The sequence below is a fragment of the Burkholderia crassaminum genome (assembly GCF_964265005.1).
Lineage (GTDB): Bacteria > Pseudomonadota > Gammaproteobacteria > Burkholderiales > Burkholderiaceae > Burkholderia.
On record NZ_OZ183799.1, the window covers coordinates 3,221,358 to 3,238,821 of the forward strand.

The 17,464-nt window shown below is 68.5% G+C and carries 16 protein-coding genes; 5 read left to right on the forward strand and 11 right to left on the reverse strand.

Annotated elements, in window-relative coordinates:
- Positions 1 to 8: 8 nt before the first annotated feature.
- On the reverse strand, positions 9 to 1,604 hold the full coding sequence (locus tag ACPTTF_RS14940) for an MDR family MFS transporter (RefSeq protein ID WP_166963598.1): 1,596 nt from the start codon (positions 1,602 to 1,604) through the stop codon (positions 9 to 11).
- Between the two features lie 107 nt (positions 1,605 to 1,711).
- On the opposite strand from ACPTTF_RS14940, the gene ACPTTF_RS14945 reads away from it, so the two are divergent.
- Entirely contained in the window at positions 1,712 to 2,554 is an 843-nt protein-coding gene (locus ACPTTF_RS14945; RefSeq protein WP_423371596.1) for an EcsC family protein, read from the forward strand.
- On the opposite strand, the gene ACPTTF_RS14950 is transcribed toward ACPTTF_RS14945, so the two are convergent.
- From ACPTTF_RS14950 to ACPTTF_RS14970, 5 genes are all read right to left on the reverse strand, one after another.
- Entirely contained in the window at positions 2,524 to 3,486 is a 963-nt protein-coding gene (locus ACPTTF_RS14950) for an alpha/beta hydrolase (RefSeq protein ID WP_423371597.1), read from the reverse strand. The two genes, ACPTTF_RS14945 and ACPTTF_RS14950, sit on opposite strands and share 31 nt — an antisense overlap.
- Positions 3,487 to 3,575: 89 nt before the next feature.
- A complete protein-coding gene (locus tag ACPTTF_RS14955) occupies positions 3,576 to 4,010 on the reverse strand; it encodes a CHRD domain-containing protein (RefSeq protein ID WP_166963604.1) in 435 nt (144 codons plus the stop codon).
- A gap of 362 nt (positions 4,011 to 4,372) precedes the next feature.
- Entirely contained in the window at positions 4,373 to 5,146 is a 774-nt protein-coding gene (locus ACPTTF_RS14960; protein ID WP_089451259.1) for a class II aldolase/adducin family protein, read from the reverse strand.
- 140 nt (positions 5,147 to 5,286) lie between these two features.
- Positions 5,287 to 6,912 carry a phospholipase D family protein gene (locus ACPTTF_RS14965; protein ID WP_423391166.1) on the reverse strand — a complete coding sequence of 542 codons (1,626 nt, stop codon included), beginning with the start codon at positions 6,910 to 6,912 and terminating at the stop codon, positions 5,287 to 5,289.
- A 225-nt stretch (positions 6,913 to 7,137) separates the two neighbouring features.
- A complete protein-coding gene (locus tag ACPTTF_RS14970; protein WP_423371599.1) occupies positions 7,138 to 7,854 on the reverse strand; it encodes a FadR/GntR family transcriptional regulator in 717 nt (238 codons plus the stop codon).
- Positions 7,855 to 7,982: 128 nt separating this feature from the next.
- Here ACPTTF_RS14970 and ACPTTF_RS14975 point away from each other — a divergent pair, with 128 nt between their 5' ends.
- The 4 genes from ACPTTF_RS14975 to ACPTTF_RS14990 are packed head-to-tail and all read left to right on the forward strand — an operon-like array spanning position 7,983 to position 12,728.
- On the forward strand, positions 7,983 to 8,783 hold the full coding sequence (locus ACPTTF_RS14975; RefSeq protein ID WP_423371600.1) for a (Fe-S)-binding protein: 801 nt from the start codon (positions 7,983 to 7,985) through the stop codon (positions 8,781 to 8,783).
- Positions 8,780 to 9,511, forward strand: coding sequence for a LutC/YkgG family protein (locus ACPTTF_RS14980; protein ID WP_423371601.1), 732 nt, complete (start codon positions 8,780 to 8,782; stop codon positions 9,509 to 9,511). The genes ACPTTF_RS14975 and ACPTTF_RS14980 overlap by 4 nt, the downstream gene beginning before the upstream one ends.
- Positions 9,508 to 10,965: a LutB/LldF family L-lactate oxidation iron-sulfur protein gene (locus ACPTTF_RS14985; RefSeq protein WP_423371602.1), complete on the forward strand. Its 1,458-nt coding sequence runs from the start codon at positions 9,508 to 9,510 to the stop codon at positions 10,963 to 10,965. The genes ACPTTF_RS14980 and ACPTTF_RS14985 overlap by 4 nt, the downstream gene beginning before the upstream one ends.
- 50 nt (positions 10,966 to 11,015) lie before the next feature.
- Positions 11,016 to 12,728: a lactate permease LctP family transporter gene (locus ACPTTF_RS14990; protein WP_423371603.1), complete on the forward strand. Its 1,713-nt coding sequence runs from the start codon at positions 11,016 to 11,018 to the stop codon at positions 12,726 to 12,728.
- 100 nt (positions 12,729 to 12,828) lie between these two features.
- Here ACPTTF_RS14990 and ACPTTF_RS14995 read toward each other — a convergent pair whose 3' ends face one another.
- From ACPTTF_RS14995 to ACPTTF_RS15015, 5 genes are all read right to left on the reverse strand, one after another.
- Positions 12,829 to 13,590, reverse strand: coding sequence for a M48 family metalloprotease (locus tag ACPTTF_RS14995; RefSeq protein WP_166963616.1), 762 nt, complete (start codon positions 13,588 to 13,590; stop codon positions 12,829 to 12,831).
- A 195-nt stretch (positions 13,591 to 13,785) separates the two neighbouring features.
- A complete protein-coding gene (locus ACPTTF_RS15000; RefSeq protein WP_208102181.1) occupies positions 13,786 to 14,568 on the reverse strand; it encodes a glycosyltransferase family 2 protein in 783 nt (260 codons plus the stop codon).
- Between the two features lie 116 nt (positions 14,569 to 14,684).
- A complete protein-coding gene (locus ACPTTF_RS15005) occupies positions 14,685 to 15,989 on the reverse strand; it encodes an endoribonuclease L-PSP (RefSeq protein WP_423371604.1) in 1,305 nt (434 codons plus the stop codon).
- Between the two features lie 87 nt (positions 15,990 to 16,076).
- Complete coding sequence (gene fabG / locus ACPTTF_RS15010) at positions 16,077 to 16,793, reverse strand: 3-oxoacyl-ACP reductase FabG (RefSeq protein WP_423371605.1); 717 nt, start codon at positions 16,791 to 16,793, stop codon at positions 16,077 to 16,079.
- A gap of 110 nt (positions 16,794 to 16,903) precedes the next feature.
- Positions 16,904 to 17,164: a phosphopantetheine-binding protein gene (locus ACPTTF_RS15015; RefSeq protein ID WP_166963622.1), complete on the reverse strand. Its 261-nt coding sequence runs from the start codon at positions 17,162 to 17,164 to the stop codon at positions 16,904 to 16,906.
- Between the last annotated feature and the right edge of the window lie 300 nt (positions 17,165 to 17,464).

Consider the following 17,464-nt stretch of genomic DNA (forward strand, 5'->3'; position numbering starts at 1 on the left):
TCAATCGTTCAATCGGCCGCGACATGCGGTTCGATCTTGTGCCGCAGCGCGATCGGCGGCACGCGGCGGCACTGCCACACCGACACCACGGCGACGACAGCCGCCATTGCGACGCCCAGGTGAATCGCGCCGACGAGCGATTCGCGGGCCGCTTCCAGCAGCAGCGCGCCATTATGCCCGGCACGCGTCAGCTCCGCGACGAGACCGCCCTGCGCGGCACGATCGATCAGGATCTGCGGATCGGCGAGCTGCGCATGCCACTGCATTGCGTGATCGGCCGACAGCGCATCGCGCACGCCGCCCGAGTACATCTGGTTGACGAGCGTGCCGGTCAGCGCGGTGCCGATCATCCCGCCGACCATCCGCAGCGACTGCAGCAGCGCCGTCGCGATGCCAAGGTGCTCGCGGCCGGCAGTCTGCTGCGCGAAAACGGTGAGGTTCGGCAGCACGAAGCCGAGCCCGATGCCGCCGGCGACCATCAGCGCCATCAGCACCCACTTGGGCGTCGTGTGGGTCGACACGACGATGCCCGCGCACGTGATCGCGAACAGCACGAAGCCGACGTGCAGCATCGCGTTCGGATTGCGGATGCGCGTGACGACACGGCCGTTCATGATGCTGCCGATCGTGATGAACACGACGAGCGGCGTGATCACGAGCCCCGCCTCCTTCGGCGACATCCCGAATCCACCCTGGAACAGCAACGGCGCGTAGAACAGCAGCGAGAACATCGAGAAGCCGGCGAGGATCGCCAGCACGAAGAGCGCCGACAGCGCGCGGTTGCCGAACATGTCGAACGGCAAAATTGGCTGCGCGCAGCGCCGCTCCCAATGCCACAGGCCGAAACCGGCCGCGACCGCGACGACGAGCAGCAGCGATGCCCAGCTCGCGACGCCGTACTTCGGCAGCCATTCGACGAACAGCTGGAGCGCACCGAGCGACAGCGCGATCAGCAGCGCGCCCGGCCAGTCGAGCCGCATCTTGCGATCGTGCTCGACGTGGCGCAGGTGCGGCAGGTAACGCCACACGAACAGCAGCGACAGCAGGCCGACCGGCAGGTTCACGTAGAACACCGAGCGCCAGCCGAACGACTGGGTCAGCACGCCGCCGAGCGACGGGCCGACCGCGTTCGCGATGCCGAACGCGGAGCTCATCAGCACCTGCCAGCGCAGCCGCACGACGGAATCGGGGAACAGGTCGGGAATGCACGCGAACGCGGTGCCGACCAGCATCCCGCCGCCGATCCCCTGCAGCCCGCGCGCGAGCACGAGCATCAGCATGTCGTTCGCCATCCCGCACAGCACGGACGCGCCGGTGAACACGACGATCGACACGATGACGAACGGCTTGCGGCCGTAATAATCGCCGAGCCGGCCGAAGATCGGCACCGTGATCACGGAACTGAGCAGGTACGAGGTCGCGACCCACGCGTACAGGTCGAAACCCCGAAGCTCGGCGACGATGGTCGGCAACGCGGTGCCGACGACGGTCTGGTCGAGCGCGACGAGCATGGTGACAAACGAGATCCCGATCATCGCCAGCAGCGATTCGCGGAACGGCAGGACTTGCCCGGTCGAATGGTGGGCGGCAGTATGGACGGCCATTTTTTGTTGGCGCAACTTTTGACGAGTCAAACAATTTCAAAATTCTAGCATGGCGGAGTAATCTAGGCTGGCGACGGTCAAACCGACTCAGACCGCCAAGGAGAAAGATGGAACCGATTTCAATCACCCCCGCGACCACGCTGTCGCCGGAGGATCGGGACGCGCTGTGGCGCGCGAAGCAGGTGCTGGAAAGCCCGTCGCTGACGATGAAGCTGACGGGCATGCTTGGCGCGCCGGTCGAAAAAATGATCGCCCGGCTGCCGGATTTCGCGACCGGCAAGATCAACGATGCGACGCAGCTCGCGCTGCGCAAGTGCCTGAACATCGCGCTGCGCACGCTCGGCAAGCCGCCCGCGCCGGACGCCGAGCCCGACAAGCCGAGCAACCTGCTGCACAAGCTCGCGGTTGCGACGACCGGCGCGGCCGGCGGTGCGTTCGGCTTTCTCGCGCTGCCGGTCGAGCTGCCGGTGACGACGACGCTGATCTTCCGCTCGGTGTGCGACATCGCGCGCAGCGAGGGTGAAGACCTGAGCTCGGTCGACACGCAGCTGCAATGCCTGGCCGTGCTCGGCATGGGCGGCAACCCCGACAAGCAGGAAGAGGATGCCGATCTCGGCTACTTCGTGCTGCGCGGCGCGCTCGCGCAGGCGATCTCGAAGGCCTCGTCCGACATCACGACGAAGGGCATCGCCGCGCACAGCTCGGCGGCCGTGTTCAAGCTCGTGCAGACGGTGGCGTCGCGCTTCTCGGTGCAGGTGACCGAGCAGATGGCCGCGAAGTCGATCCCGGCGATCGGCGCCGTGCTCGGCGCGACCGTCAATACGCTGTTCATCGACCACTTCCAGCAGATGGCGCACGGCCACTTCACGGTGCGCCGACTCGAGCGCAAGTACGGCCCGGTGGCCGTCAAGGCCGCCTATCAGGCGATCGACGTCTCGCCGGCGCGCTGAACCGCACGCTCGACCGCAACGCGGCGCAGGAACGCGGCCGCGCGGTCGAGCGCGTCGCGGGCTTCCGGCACCATCGGCGCGTACAGCTGCCACACGTGCGGCATGTCCGGCCACACCTCGATCTCCACCGCCACCCCGGCGGCCCTCGCCTTCTCGGCGACGCGGCGCGAATCGTCGAGCAGCACCTCGGTGCTGCCGACCTGGATATACAGCGGCGGGAGCCCCGCGAAATCCGCATAGAGCGGCGATGCGTACGGATTCGTCCCTGGCTCGTCACCCAGGTACAGCTTCGCGGCCTTCGGCAGCGCCGCGCCCGCGAACATCGGATCGGCGCCATCGTTCGTGCGCAGCGTGGCGCCGGTGGCGGCCAGGTCGGTCCACGGCGAGAACAGGATCGCACCGGCCGGCAGCGGCTCGCCGCGGTCGCGCAGCGCGACGAGCGTCGCGAGCGCGAGGCCGCCGCCCGCCGAATCGCCGCCGAGCACGATCGACTCGGGCGGCGTGCCGAGCGCCAGCAGTTGCCGGTACGCGGCCAGCGCATCGTCGAGCGCGGCCGGGAAACGGTTTTCGGGTGCCAAGCGGTAGTCGAGCGAGAACGAGCGCACACCCGCGCGCTTCGTCAGGCCGAACACGAGCGGACGGTGGGTCTTCGTCGAACAGAAGTAATAGCCGCCGCCGTGGAAGTACAGCAGCGTGCGGCCGGGCCCGCGACCCGCGAGCGCGTCGGTGCGTTCGAGCCATTCGCCACGCAGCGGCGCGTCGCCCGCGCCGTAGCACTGGCGCAGCCGGTAGCCGGAGGGCGCGCGGCGCGGCACGACCATCCGCAAGTCGGTAAAGCGCCGTGCGCGGGCGGGATCGAGCACCTCGCGCGTGGTCTCGGGACGGAACTGCCAGCGCAGCAGCCAGCAGGCGAGCTTGCTTTGCCAACTCATCGGACGCACTCCGTATTCGCAGTGTGACGATGGTACGTGCGATCGTTCCCGCACCACTCGACAGGTGCCTCTATATCAAACGCCGGGACTCAGTTCGCCGGCATCACCTGGCCGCGGATCTCGCCGGCCGGATGCTCCTTCGTATGGACGTTGAAATACCACTTGCCGCCCATCAGGTCGGTGACCTGCGCGTCGGTGAGTTCCTTCGAGCCCTTGATCGGGCTCGCCAGCTCGTCCTTCGGAATCGGCACCTGCACGCCCGCATTCTGGCCAACCGGCGCGGGCCCGTGGAAATGCGCGGCGGTGGCCGGGCCCGTGAGGTGTTCGTAAGTGACCGCCCACTGCAGCATGTGCGTTGCCGTGTCGTAGGTGGCCTCGACGTCGCCCGAGCCCTTGGTCGCGGTCGGCGGCACTTCGCTCGACGGCTGGAGATTGGCGGACAGGCGCACCGTTTCGGCAGCGGCGCTGCCGGCGGCCAGCACGCCCGCGAGTAACGCGACCTGGAGCAAACGCAGCTTGAGCATGGACTCTCCTCGTACGACGTTGTACGCCGCCCGAGCGGGGGCGCCAGACATGATGGTAGTCGATCGCCGTCGATCCGGGAGTCCGTCGAACGGCCATGCTGCGAATCGCCGCAGCGCGCGCGGCAGGTTATCTCGCGCAGCGCGCGGTATGCCAGTCTGCCTCAGCGTGGAATGGACTTTTGCAGCCTGATGGCTGAATCCGCGTGCAGCCTTTCGCTACACTTCTTCTCACAGTTGCTTGTTTCCTTCGTCCGAAGGAGTCTGCGAGTATTCACGCGGCCACCCGGCCGCGTTTTTTTTGCGCGCCGCCGGATCCGGGTCACGCCGTATCAAGCCTGAGGACGCGATCACGCCGCTGCACGTCACGCCCGATAGCCAGGATCGATGCGATCGACGATACGCTGCAGCGCGTCGAACGCATCCTGCCCCGCACCATGCTTCGGATCGAAATTCAGCGAATCGCGCACACACCCTTCGAGCACGGGCGGCGCGATCGACAGCGCGTCGCCGATCGCGTGGGTCGCGACCTGCACCTCGCACGCGCGATTAAGCAGCCACATCAGCGAGAACGTCTGCGCGAGCGTCGCGCCGATCGTCACGGGCCCATGGTTGCGCAACAGCAGCACGGGCCGCCCGCCCGCGCTCTCGACGATGCGCCGCCCCTCTTCGAGATGCACGGTGATGCCCTCGAAGTCGTGGTACGCGATCTTCCCGTACAGCTGCGCCGAATAGAAATTCGAGAACGACAGCCCGTCGCGCGAACAGCACACGGCCATCGTCGGCGTCGTGTGTACGTGCATCACGCAGTGCGCATCGGGCAGCGCCGCATGGATCGCGCTGTGGAACGTGAAGCCGGCCGGATTGATCGGCCAGTCGGAATGACCGATCACGTTGCCGTCGATGTCGATCTTTACGAGGTTCGACGCGCACACCTCGCGGTAATGGAGCCCGAACGGATTGATCAGGAAATGCCCGTCCTCGCCCGGCACGCGCAACGAAATATGGTTGTAGATCAGCTCGGTCCAGCCGAGATGGTCGAAGATGCGGTAAGCCGCCGCGAGCTGCACGCGCGCCTGCCATTCGGCTTCGGAGAAACGGGCGGGACGCGTGAACGGCTGGTTCGGGACACGTTGCATGGGGGAACTCCGGTTGCGGGTGTGCGCGGCGCGGGCCGCCCGGCGGCATCGTCTTGCGCGCCATACTAGTTGCGCGCACAACCATATCACCTTTCCCCGCGCACCGGAAACGCGGGTTTAGCCGGAGCGCTTCCGTCCCTCTAAAGCTGGTCGTCGACCGGCAGCAGCATGAAGACGCCGGTCATCAGGTTGCGCAGCAGCCCCGCGTGCGGATCGACGTGATAGGTGGTCGGCCGGCCGTTGTCGATGCCCGTCCATTCGAGTTCGGGCGACCCGCCGCCCGCCGGCGTCACGAGGCTCACGCGATAGCTGTCATCCGGCTGCGTCACACGCGCGAAGATCGTCGCGACCTGCTGCGCGAGTGCCGGGCTGTGGATCACGAGCGCCAGTTCGGTATTCAGGTGCGCGGAACGCGGATCGAGATTCATCGAGCCGATCACGAGAATCTGCCGGCCGATCACGTATGCCTTCGCATGCAAGCTCGCACGCGAGCGCGACCCGAACAGGCGCGGGCGCTGCCGCCCCGGCTGGGCCTTGAACTCGTACAACTCGACGCCGTGCTGCAGCAACGGCACGCGGTACGGCCCGTAGCCGGCCTGCACGGCGACCGCGTCGGTCGCCGCGAGCGAATTGGTCAGGATCGCGACGCGCACGCCGCGCGCGGTCGTGTCGCCGAGGATCTTCACGCCCGCGTCGTGCGGCACGAAATACGGCGAGAACACGAGGAATTCCTGCTGCGCGCCGCGCGTGAGCTCGACGAGGCGCTGCATCGGCGGGCTCACGTACGCGTCGGTCGGCTGTGCGACCTTGTCGGGCGCATCGGCCTTGAACTCGGCCGGCGCCCACACGAGCGCGAGCTCGTCGCGCGCGATCTGCTGCGCGAGCGGCGTCGCGTTCAGCGGCTTCGCGTTGTACGGATCGGCATTCTTGCGCCAGTGGTCGCGCAGCTCGTCGCGCATCGCGTCGAGATCCTTCGCATCGAACGACTGATGATTCAGCACGCGCAGCGGATAGCTGCTCGCGCTCGACCAGTAGGTATCGAAGCTCGCCGAGACGTCGTTCGTCACGGGGCCCGCGGCAAGCACGTCGAGATCGCGGAACTGCAGCGTCGGGCTCGCGCTGAAGTATTCGTCGCCGAGGTTACGGCCGCCGACGATCGCGATCTGGTTGTCCGCGATCATCGCCTTGTTGTGCATCCGGCGCGTGAAGCTGTCGATGCGCGTGAAGAAGTTGGTCGTGCGCTCGACCATCCCCTGCCGCGAGGCGCCGAACGGGTTGAACACGCGGATCTCGATGTTCGGGTGCGTGTTCAGCGCGGCCATGATGCGATCGATGTCGCGGAAGTTCAGGTCGTCGACCAGCATCCGCACGCGCACACCGCGATCGGCCGCGTACAGCGCCGCGGCGAGCAGCAGCTTGCCGGTCGTGTCCTCGGTCGCGATGTAGTACTGCATGTCGAGCGTTTTCGTCGCGGCGCGCGCGAGTGCAATGCGCATCTGCAGTGCCTCGGTGCCTTCCGGCAGCAGCCGGAAACCCGACTGGCCCGGATGCGCGGCCTCGGGCGCGGCCAGCGCGTCGCGCAGCGGTGTCACGGTATCGGGCGGCAGCGCGTGAGAGACCGGGCGATCGAGCGCGGTGGCGGGCGGATGCGTCGCGCACGCGGCGACGAGCGACAGCAGGATGCCGACGGCCAGCGCGCGGGCCGGGCGGCATGCGGCGCGCCACGACAGCGCGGCCGGCGCGCGCCGGATCAAAGACGTGAACACGGAAGCTTCCTCGACTGGCGGAACAAAAGGCCCGCATGCGCCGCGACGCGCGGCTGGCGCGCGGTTCCGGCCGATTCTAGAGGGCGCCTGATGAACGGGTCAATCGCGCGGGGCGGCGCCGACCGCTTTGGACCGCAGATGGACACCCGCCTGCCGGGCATCGATGCCCCGTCGCACCGGAGGCGCCCGCCGGACGGGCCACGGATCGAAGCGGTCCGACCAATCTCAGGCAGCATCGCCGCTGCGCTCGAAATGGCTGCGCACGTAGTCGATATGGGTCTGCATCGCGGTGCGCGCCTCTTCGGGCCGTTGCGCGCAGATCGCTTCGCACACGACGCGGTGCTGCAGCAACAGCAGCTCGGACGCCTGCTCGTCGTGCGTCGTCATGCCCGCCACGTTGATCGAGATGTGTTCGCGCAGCATCCCGATCACGCTCGTATGCAGGTGCAGGAACATCGTGTTGTGCGATGCGAGCGCGATCGCCTCGTGCAGCTTCGCGTCGGTCGCGGCTTCGACGGCCGCCGCGCCGTTCGCGTGCGCGGTTTCGAGCTCGCGCAGCAGAGTGCGGATCCGGCGCCGGTCGTTCGCATCCGCACGCAGCGCGGCGAAATAGGCGGTCGCGCCTTCGAGCACGCGACGGAATTCGAGGATGTCGTCGCGCAGCGCCGGATGATCGGCGACCAGTTGGCCCCACGGCGACGCGATGCCCGCGCGCAGCTGGTCCGTCACGTAGACGCCCGCGCCGCGCCGGCTCAGCAGCAGCCCGCGCGCGACGAGCCGCTGCGTCGCTTCGCGCACCGTATTGCGTGCGACGCCGTACTGCTGCGCGAGCACCCGCTCGGCCGGCAGCCGCGCGCCGGCCGGCCAGGTGCCGTCGAGCAGCGCCGTCTCGATCTTGCGCATCACCACTTCGGTCCGGCCTCGTGCCGTCATCGCTGCCATTGTCGCGTCTCCCCGCGGAATGCCTGTCGCGCCGATTGGCCCAACCAATTTGAGCTGCGGCGCCGTCGCGGGAATTATGCAGCGAAATCGTCGACCCGCATGCCGGGCCGTCGCCTCTGGAGCGAGACATGAACGAAAGGCAGTACCCCGCCGCCGCCCCCGCGCACGTCTATCTGTTCGCGACCTGCCTGGTCGACCTGTTCGTCCCCGAAGCGGGGCTCGACGCGGTCCGCCTGCTGGAGCGCGAAGGTTTGACCGTCCACTATCCGCGCGGCCAGAGCTGCTGCGGGCAGCCGGCCTACAGCAGCGGCAACCCCGACGAAGCGCGCCGCGTCGCGGCCGCGCAACTCGACCTGTTCGCCGAAGCATGGCCCGTGATCGTGCCGTCCGGCTCGTGCGCGGGCATGATCCGGCACCATTGGCCGGCGCTGTTCGCCGACGATCCCGTCAACGGCCCGAAGGCCCGCGCGATCGCCGAACGGACCTACGAACTCGCGGAATTCCTCGTCCATGTACTCGATGTGCAGCTCGACGCGGCCACGGCCAGCGCCGGGCCCGACGAGCGCGTCGTGCTGCACACGTCGTGCGCGGCACGCCGCGAGATGGGCACGCGCGTGCATGGTGTCGCGCTCGTCGACGCGCTGCCGGGCGTCACGCGGATCGAACACGAACGCGAATCCGAGTGCTGCGGTTTCGGCGGCACGTTCTCGCTGAAACATCCGGACATCTCCGGCGCGATGGTGCGCGACAAGGTCGCGTCGGCCTGCGCGACGGGCTGCGACCGGCTCGTGTCCGCCGACTGCGGCTGCCTGCTGAACATCGGCCACGCTGCGGCCAAGGCCGGCGCGCCGCTGCCGGTCGAGCACCTCGCCAGCTTCCTGTGGCGGCGCACGGCCGGCGCCGCGTCGTTGCGTGGAGACCAGCAATGAGCGCGCGCGACGCGATCCTGAAGCGGCTGCGCGCCGCCGCGCCGGGCGTCGCCGCGACGGCCGCCCCCGCGCTCGACGCACGTATCGACACGCATTACGACATGCGCCGCTCGCAGGCCGGGACCGCATACGATCCGCACACGCTTGCCCACACGATGCAGGCCGCGCTCGCCGCATCGCACGCGGACGTCTGGTGCGCGACCGGCGACGCATGGCCCGCCCAGCTCGCCGCGCGGCTCGCGGAAGCCGGCGTGCGCCGCCTGCTGCTCGACCCGGCCCGCGCCGAATCCGCGGCACTCTCCCGTGCGCTGTCCGACACGATCGCGCCCGTGCCGTTCGACCGGCCGATCGACGCGTGGAAGACCGAACTGTTCGACACGATCGACGCGGGCTTCACCGTCGCGCGTTCGGGCATCGCGGCCACCGGCACCGTCGTGCTCGCCCCCGATGCCGGCTCGCCGCGCACGGTGTCGCTGGTGCCGCCGCTGCATGTCGCGCTCGTCCACGCGAACACGCTGCATCCCGACCTGCACGCGGCCGTACGCGCAGAGCGCTGGCACGCCGGCATGCCGACCAACCTCGTGCTGGTGTCGGGCCCGTCGAAGACGTCCGACATCCAGCAGACGCTCGCCTATGGCGCACACGGCCCGCGCCGCCTGTGGGTCGTGATCGTCACCGATTCTGCCGCCCGGCCGGCCGCCACCGCCGGCGAGGACCTCCCGCAATGAGCGACCACACGCTGCAATTCGTCGTCCCCGGCGACTTCAAGGCCCGCGCGCGCGCCGCGCTCGACGATCCCGCATTGCGCCAGAGCTTTCGCGGCGCGATGGACTTCCTGCAGGGCAAGCGCGCGACGCAGTTCCCCGACGACGCCGAGCTGCAGCAGCTGCGCGAGCTCGGCGAAGCGGTGCGGCAGCACGCGCTCGCGCAGTTGCCCGCGCTGCTCGAACGGCTGGAAACGAAGCTCACCGAAGCCGGCGTGCACGTGCACTGGGCCGAGACGGCCGCCGACGCAAACGCGATCGTGCTCGGCATCGCGCAGGCGAAAAAGGCACGCCGCGTGATCAAGGGCAAGTCGATGGCGAGCGAGGAAATCGAGCTGAACCATTACCTCGCGGAGCACGGCGTCGACTGCATCGAATCCGACATGGGCGAATTCATCGTGCAACTCGCGGGCGAGAAGCCGTCGCACATCGTGATGCCGGCGATCCACAAGACGCGTAGCGACATTGCCGAGCTGTTCGAGGAACACATCCCCGGCACGCGCTACACGGAAGACGTCGACGAACTGATCCAGACCGGCCGGCGCGCACTGCGGCGCGCGTTCGCCGAGGCGGACATCGGTCTCTCGGGCGTGAACTTCGCGGCAGCCGACACCGGCACGCTGTGGCTCGTCGAGAACGAAGGCAACGGCCGCCTGTCGACGACGGTGCCCGACACGCACGTCGCGATCATGGGGATCGAGAAGGTCGTCGAGAAGCTCGAGCACATCGTGCCGCTGTCGAGCCTGCTCACGCGCTCGGCCACCGGCCAGGCAATCACGACCTACTTCAACCTGATCTCGGGCCCGCGCCGCGACGGCGAACGCGACGGCGAACGCGACGGCCCGCGCGAGCTGCATCTCGTGCTGCTCGACAACGGCCGCACGCAGGCCTATGCGGACGAACAGCTGCGCGCGACGCTGCAGTGCATCCGCTGCGGCGCGTGCATGAACCACTGCCCCGTCTACACGCGCATCGGCGGCCACGCGTACGGCACGACCTATCCCGGCCCGATCGGCAAGATCATCTCGCCGCACCTGCTCGGCCTCGACGCGACGGCCGACCTGCCGACCGCGTCGACGCTGTGCGGCGCCTGCGGCGAGGTGTGCCCGGTGCGGATCCCGATCCCGCAACTGCTCGTGCGGCTGCGTACCGAGGCGAACCGCAAGCCCGACGAACCCGTCGCGCATCCGCTGCGCGGACAGGGTGCGAACTACAACCGCGCGGAAGACCTCGTGTGGCGCTTCTGGTCGGGCGCGTTCGCGCATCCGCGCGCGTACCGCGCATTCCGCTGGACCGCGACGCGCCTGCGTGCGCTGACACCCGCAAAACAGATGGGCTGGACGCAGCACCGCACGCCGCTCGAACCGGCACCGCACAGCCTGTCCGACCTGCTGCGCGCACGCGGCCAGCCCGAGTAGCCGTTTCGTTTTTCAAGCCGTACCGACAAAAACCTATGGAGGAGACATCCATGCAGGCCTGGCATCAGATCTACACCCCGCTCGGCAGCCTCGGGCTGTCGGCGTTCGTCGCCGCAATCCCGATCATTTTCTTTTTCGTCGCGCTGGCCGCGCTGCGGCTCAAGGGCCACGTCGCCGCGGCGATCACGCTGCTGCTGTCGCTCGGCGTCGCGATCCTCGCGTACGGAATGCCCGTGCCGCAGGCGCTCGCGGCGGCCGGCTTCGGCTTCGCCTACGGCCTGTGGCCGATCGCGTGGATCATCGTCGCGGCCGTGTTCCTGTACAAGATCGTCGTGAAGACCGGCCAATTCGACGTCATCCGCGCGTCCGTGCTGTCGATCACCGACGACCAGCGCCTGCAGATGCTGCTGATCGGCTTCTCGTTCGGCGCGTTCCTCGAAGGCGCGGCCGGCTTCGGCGCACCCGTCGCGATCACGGCCGCGCTGCTCGTCGGGCTCGGCTTCAAGCCGCTGCACGCGGCAGGACTGTGTCTGATTGCAAACACCGCGCCGGTCGCGTTCGGTGCGATGGGTATCCCGATCATCGTCGCCGGACAGGTGACGGGCATCGACCCGTTCCACATCGGCGCGATGGCCGGCCGCCAGTTGCCGCTGCTGTCGCTCGCGGTGCCGTTCTGGCTCGTGTTCATGATGGATGGGCTACGCGGCGTGCGGCAGACCTGGCCCGCCGCGCTCGTCGCGGGCGGCAGCTTCGCTGTAACGCAGTACTTCACGTCGAACCACATCGGGCCCGAACTGCCGGACATCACGTCGTCGCTCGTCAGCCTCGTCGCGCTCGCCGCGTTCCTGAAGGTCTGGCAGCCGCGCACCGCGCAGCAGACGGCCGGCAGCGTCGTCGCATCGGGCGGCGGCGCCGCGCTCGCGGGCTTCGGCGGCGCGGGCTCGCGCAACGGCTTCAACACGGGCACGAGCCGGCAGGCATCGCCGTACACGCTCGCGCAGACCGTGCGCGCGTGGTCGCCGTTCCTGATCCTGACGGCGGTCGTCACCGTCTGGAGCATCGCGCCGTTCAAGGCGCTGTTCGCCGCGCACGGCGCGCTCGCGTCGACCGTGCTGAAGTTCCACGTGGCGGGGCTCGACCAGCTCGTCGTGAAGACCGCACCGATCGCCGCGACGCCGAAGGCGCTCGACGCCGTGCTGAAGCTCGATCTCGTGTCGGCGGTAGGCAGCGCGATCCTCGTGACCGCGCTGATCTCGATGGCGCTGCTGCGGATGAAGCCGCGCGACGCGCTCGTCACGTTCGGCGAGACGCTGAAGGAACTGACGCGCCCGATCCTGTCGATCGGCCTCGTGCTTGCATTCGCGTTCGTCGCGAACTATTCGGGGATGTCGTCGACGCTCGCGCTGATGCTGGCCGCGACCGGCGCCGCGTTCCCGTTCTTCTCGCCGTTCCTCGGCTGGCTCGGCGTGTTCCTGACGGGCTCGGACACGTCGTCGAATGCGCTGTTCTGCTCGCTGCAGCAGGCCACGGCCCATCAGCTCGGCGTACCCGAGACGCTCGCGGTGGCCGCGAACACGACGGGCGGCGTGACCGCGAAGATGATCTCGCCGCAGTCGATCGCGGTCGCCTGCGCGGCAACGGGCCTCGTCGGCAAGGAGTCGGAGCTGTTCCGCTTCACGGTGCGGCACAGCCTGCTGTTCGCGGTCATCGTCGGATTGATCACGCTCGCGCAGGCGTATGTGCTGCCGGGTATGGTGCCGTAAGCGGCGCACGCCCCAAAAACAAAACCCCACGCCCGCGAGGGCGTGGGGTTTTTTATGTCGCCGTTCGATCGCCCGCTTCGGCAGGCGATCCGTCACGCGATCAGCTGCCCTTCGCGATGCGATCCTCGATGTGCTGCGCACGGCTCGACGACGACGGATGCGAGCTCATCATCGAGCTTTGGCCGCCATCGAGCTTCGCGAGCTTCTGGAACGCGGTGACGAGGCCCTTCTGGCTCATGCCCTTCTGCTTCATCAGGTCGAACGAGTAGTCGTCGGCCGCGCTTTCCTGCGTCTGCGAGAACTGCGCGTTGATGAACTTCTCGGTGATGTCGCCGAGCTGCGAGCTCGTCAGTGCTGCCACGCCCGGCGATGCCGCGCCGGCCGCGGTGCGCGCCGCGCTGACCGCGTAGGCCGTCTGCATCGCCTTCTTCGAGTGACCCAGTGCGACGTGGCCCATTTCATGGCCGATCACGCCGCGCAGCTCGTCGTCGTTCATCATGTCCATCAGGCCGCTGTACACGCGCACGCAGCCGTTGCCCATCGCCCACGCGTTGACGTCCTTGGTCATGTAGACCTTGTAGTTGATCTGCTGGCCGTTCAGCGTCATGTTGCCGAAGCCCTTCATCACTTTCGTCAGACGCTTCGAGTACGCGCTGTTTGCCGCCGCGACCTTCGATTCGGCATCGCTCGACTTGCACGAGTCGTTCGACAGCGCGGCGATGTCGGCATCCGACAGCGTCGCTGCCTTGTACAGGCTCGTCCCCGCCGACGTCAGGCTGTTCGCGTCAAGGCCCTGTACCCCACCGCACGCGCTCAACAGAAACGCCACGCCACACGCTGCCACCGCTTTCTTGAGTTGCATCCCGGATCCCTCGATAGTTGTATTTGGGAGCGGCGATTTTGCATAATCCGGCAGAAAATTACCAGATGTTTACATCCCATGACACGTTCATTACTCAGCGGATTGGAATGAAGCGGCGCGCCGGCACGGGATTGACGACGAAAAATAGAGCAATCGCCGCGGCCGGGCGACGATCCGAATGGAAATCGGGCCCGCTCAGGCCGTCTGATCGTGGCGTCGCGTCAGCTTCCGCGCGACCAGCATCGGCAACCGCACCGCAAAGCCGGTGAAAAGGCGCAGGTGCATCCACGCAAGCAGCGCGTTGTCGCGGCCGTAATGGAAGTGCGAGACGCCGCCCTCGTGCCGGCCGAAATAGCGCACCGGCGCGTCGATGCGGATCGGGCGCACGCCGGCCCAGCACAGCCGCACGGCCGCCTCGGGATCGAAGTCGAAGCCGCGCATCCACGGCTGGCGGCGCATGATCGCGGCCAGCGGCGCGACCGGATACACGCGAAACCCGTACAGCGAATCGCCGATTCCGGCCCACAGCGTCTCGAGGTCGGCCCATGCGTTCGACAGCCGGCGGCCCTGCACGCGCAACTGCGGCGCGCTCGCGTCGAACTTCGGCACGCCCAGCACCATCGCGTCGGGTGCGGCCTGTGACGCAGCCATGAACGCGGGAATCAGGTCGGCCGGATGCTGGCCGTCGGAATCCATCGTCAATACATGCGTAAAACCGCTCGCGGCCGCCGCGTCGAGCCCGGCGAGCACCGCTGCGCCCTTGCCGCGGTTCTCCGGCAGCACGATCACGCGCAACCCCGGGTCGCGCTCGGCCATGGCTTGCAGCCGTTCGGCGCTGCCGTCGGTGCTGCCGTCGACGACGACCCACACCGGATTCCACTGCGCTCGCGCATTGCGCACGGTCGTGTCGACCTTGGTGCCCGGGTTGTAGCTCGGAATCAGGACGAGATGGGTGGACGAGGCGTGCAGCTTGGACATGGAAACGGCCGATTGCGGAGACAGGGATCCTGACAAAAGTTTATGACTTGCCGGCGACCGCCGGCAGGCTTCGTCGACGCCCGGGGCCGGCTGCCGGATCGTGAGGCTCTCGCGCTTCATGACAGCCACGCCTCCTCATGACCCGCACTGGCCTCGATCTCGACCAGCAGGTCGTCGCGGCACACGTCCGCATGGACGACGAGCGGCCGCACGCCGGGGCCGGCCGCCTCGCGCAGCACGTGCTCGATGGCGGCCAGCGCCGCGGCATCGCCGGCGTCGCGCACGTAGACGCGATAGCTCAGGTCGGCAAGCGTGAACGGGCCGTGCCCCTGGCGCGCGGCCTGCTCGAGCACGGCCGCGAGGTTCGCGACCGTCTCGCGCGTTTGCGCGACGACGTCGGCGGGATGCACGGTGCGATGCCCGACGATGCTCGCGGTGCCCGAAACGAACAGCACCGGCGCGGCATCGCCCGCCGACCATGCGGCTGCGCGCGCGAACGTCGGGGCACGCGGGCCGTACTGCGCCGGATAGTGATACGCGCTGACCTGACGCGGATTCTCGACCGGATCGGCCGGCGTGCGGCTCGCGAGGAAATGGATCGCGAGCGGCGCGTCCGGTGACGCATCGCCCGCGACCGGCTCGACCGAACCGAGCGCGCACGCGGCCGGCACGCCGCCCGTCAGCGCGCGGCGGCACGCGTCGAAGGCGTGCTGGCGGCCGATATTGAACTGACGATAGCGCTCGACCCCGAACTGCACCGCATTGATCGCCGGCACGGTATTCCAGATGCGCAGCGGATGCGGCATGCCGAGCGAATCGAGCACGTCGAACAGCGCGCGGTACGCATCGTGCGTCGCGCGCTCGAGCGGCGTGCCGCCGTCGTGATGCGCGTCGGGCATTTCGTGCTCGTGCACGACGATGCTGCCGAACACGAGGCCCGCCGTTTCGCTGTAGCGATAGTGCAGCGCGCCGCGTCGTTCGCTGCGCAGGTCGCGCGCATTGCATTGCCAGATTTCGCAGACGGCATCGTCGGGCGCGATGCCGGCGCCGAGCAGCGCCATCGGCACCGGCGCGACCGGCAGGTCGGGCACGACATCCGCCAGCATCCGCGCCGCGGCGTCCGCGTGCGATTCGGTTCGGGATGCGTGCTGCAGGTCGGCCGCGCCGATGCACACCGCGCCCAATGCGCCGGGCAACACGTGGTCGAACCCGTCACCGCGGCTGCATGCATCGTGCAGCAACGCGGCGAGCCGCGCATGGCTCATCCGGACGAGCCGCAGCGCGCGGTCGCTGTCGTGCGCGAGCGGCGCGCAGGGTCGCGATGCGGCCGGCCCACCCGCCGTCTGCCCGCTTGCGACCGGCGCGACGGAGGACGACAGGGAACACGGACGCCATTCGGCGTCGACTGGATGCACGGACACTTCGATTTCCTCACTATGCGGCGCTGGCCGCACAACTTCGCGGCATGCGCCGCGTTGCGTTACGTCACGCCGACGCTGCGCGCTTCGTCATGCGAGCCCGCCGTTGACGGACAGCACCTGCGCCGTCACATAGGCCGCGGCGTCGGACACCAGGTACGCGACCATCGCCGCGACTTCGTCGGGCCGGCCCGCGCGCTGCGCGGGCACGAGCTGCTTGATGCGTTCGGCGGGAAACGCCTGTTCGGCCATCGGCGATTCGATGATGCCGGGCGCGACCGCGTTCACGGTGATGCCGCGCGACGCGAGCTCCAGCGACAGCGACTTCGTCGCGCCGATCAGCCCCGCCTTCGCGGCCGCGTAGTTGACCTGCCCGCGATTGCCGGTCACGCCGGCCACCGACGCGATGTTGACGATCCGTCCGCGCCGCGTGCGAATCATCGGCAACAGCAGCGGCTGCGTGACGTTGAAGAAGCCGTTGAGCGTCACGTCGATCACGCTGTGCCACTGCCGGCGCGACATGCCGGCCATCGGCGCATCGTCGTGAATGCCCGCGTTGTTGACGAGGATCTGCACCGGCGCGTCGTCGGCAAGCGGCGCGAGCGCGGCGAGCGTCGCATCGGCGTCGGTCACGTCGAACGCGATCGCGCGCGCGGTGCCGCCGGCCGCGACGATCTGCTGCGCGACCGCCTCCGCCTGCGCGAGATGGCGGTTCGCATGCACCCACACTTCATGGCCGGCCTGCGCGAGCGCCGTGCAGATCGCCTGCCCGAGTGCGCCGCTGCCGCCCGTCACGAGCGCCCGCATCGAATTGCTCCGTTCATCGCGTTTCACCTCGATCGACGCGGCCGCGTATCGTCTGCCGATCGCGGCCGCCTGCCGTCATCATCTGCGCGCCGCGCCCGTGCGCGACGCCGTCACTTCGTGCGGTGCGCGGCGACGTACCCAGCCAGTGCACCGAGCGTCGCGAAGATCTTCTGGTTGTCCGGATTGTCCGAACGCAGCTCGAAGCCGTACTTCTTCGAGATCAGCAGTGCGATTTCCAGGATGTCGATGGAGTCGAGCCCGAACCCCTCGCCATACAGCGGGGTGTCGGCCGTCACTGTTTCGAGCGGGACGTCTTCGAGATTCAGTTCGCCGATGATCAGCGTGGCGAGCTCTTGTTCCAGTGCGTTCATCATGCGTGCGGGCAGGCGGCCCGTGGCAGCGGAAGGCGCCCGGAAACGGCAATCGCCATGCACGCCCGGCGCGTGCAAATCTCCGTCCCTTCGGCGTCTGCCGGCTTCCCCGCCTGCGTTATTTGGGGATCGTTTGTAAAAGTTACGCGGATTCTAGACGAACGGGTATCGGGCCGTATACCGCCAATGGTTACAGACTGGCGGGCCGGCGCCGCGGCCCGTTGCGGGACCCGAATGCACCAGACGCTTGAGCCGCTTTGGAAGGAAATGGACCGACCCCGAGAAACCGTTCGTCCGGCG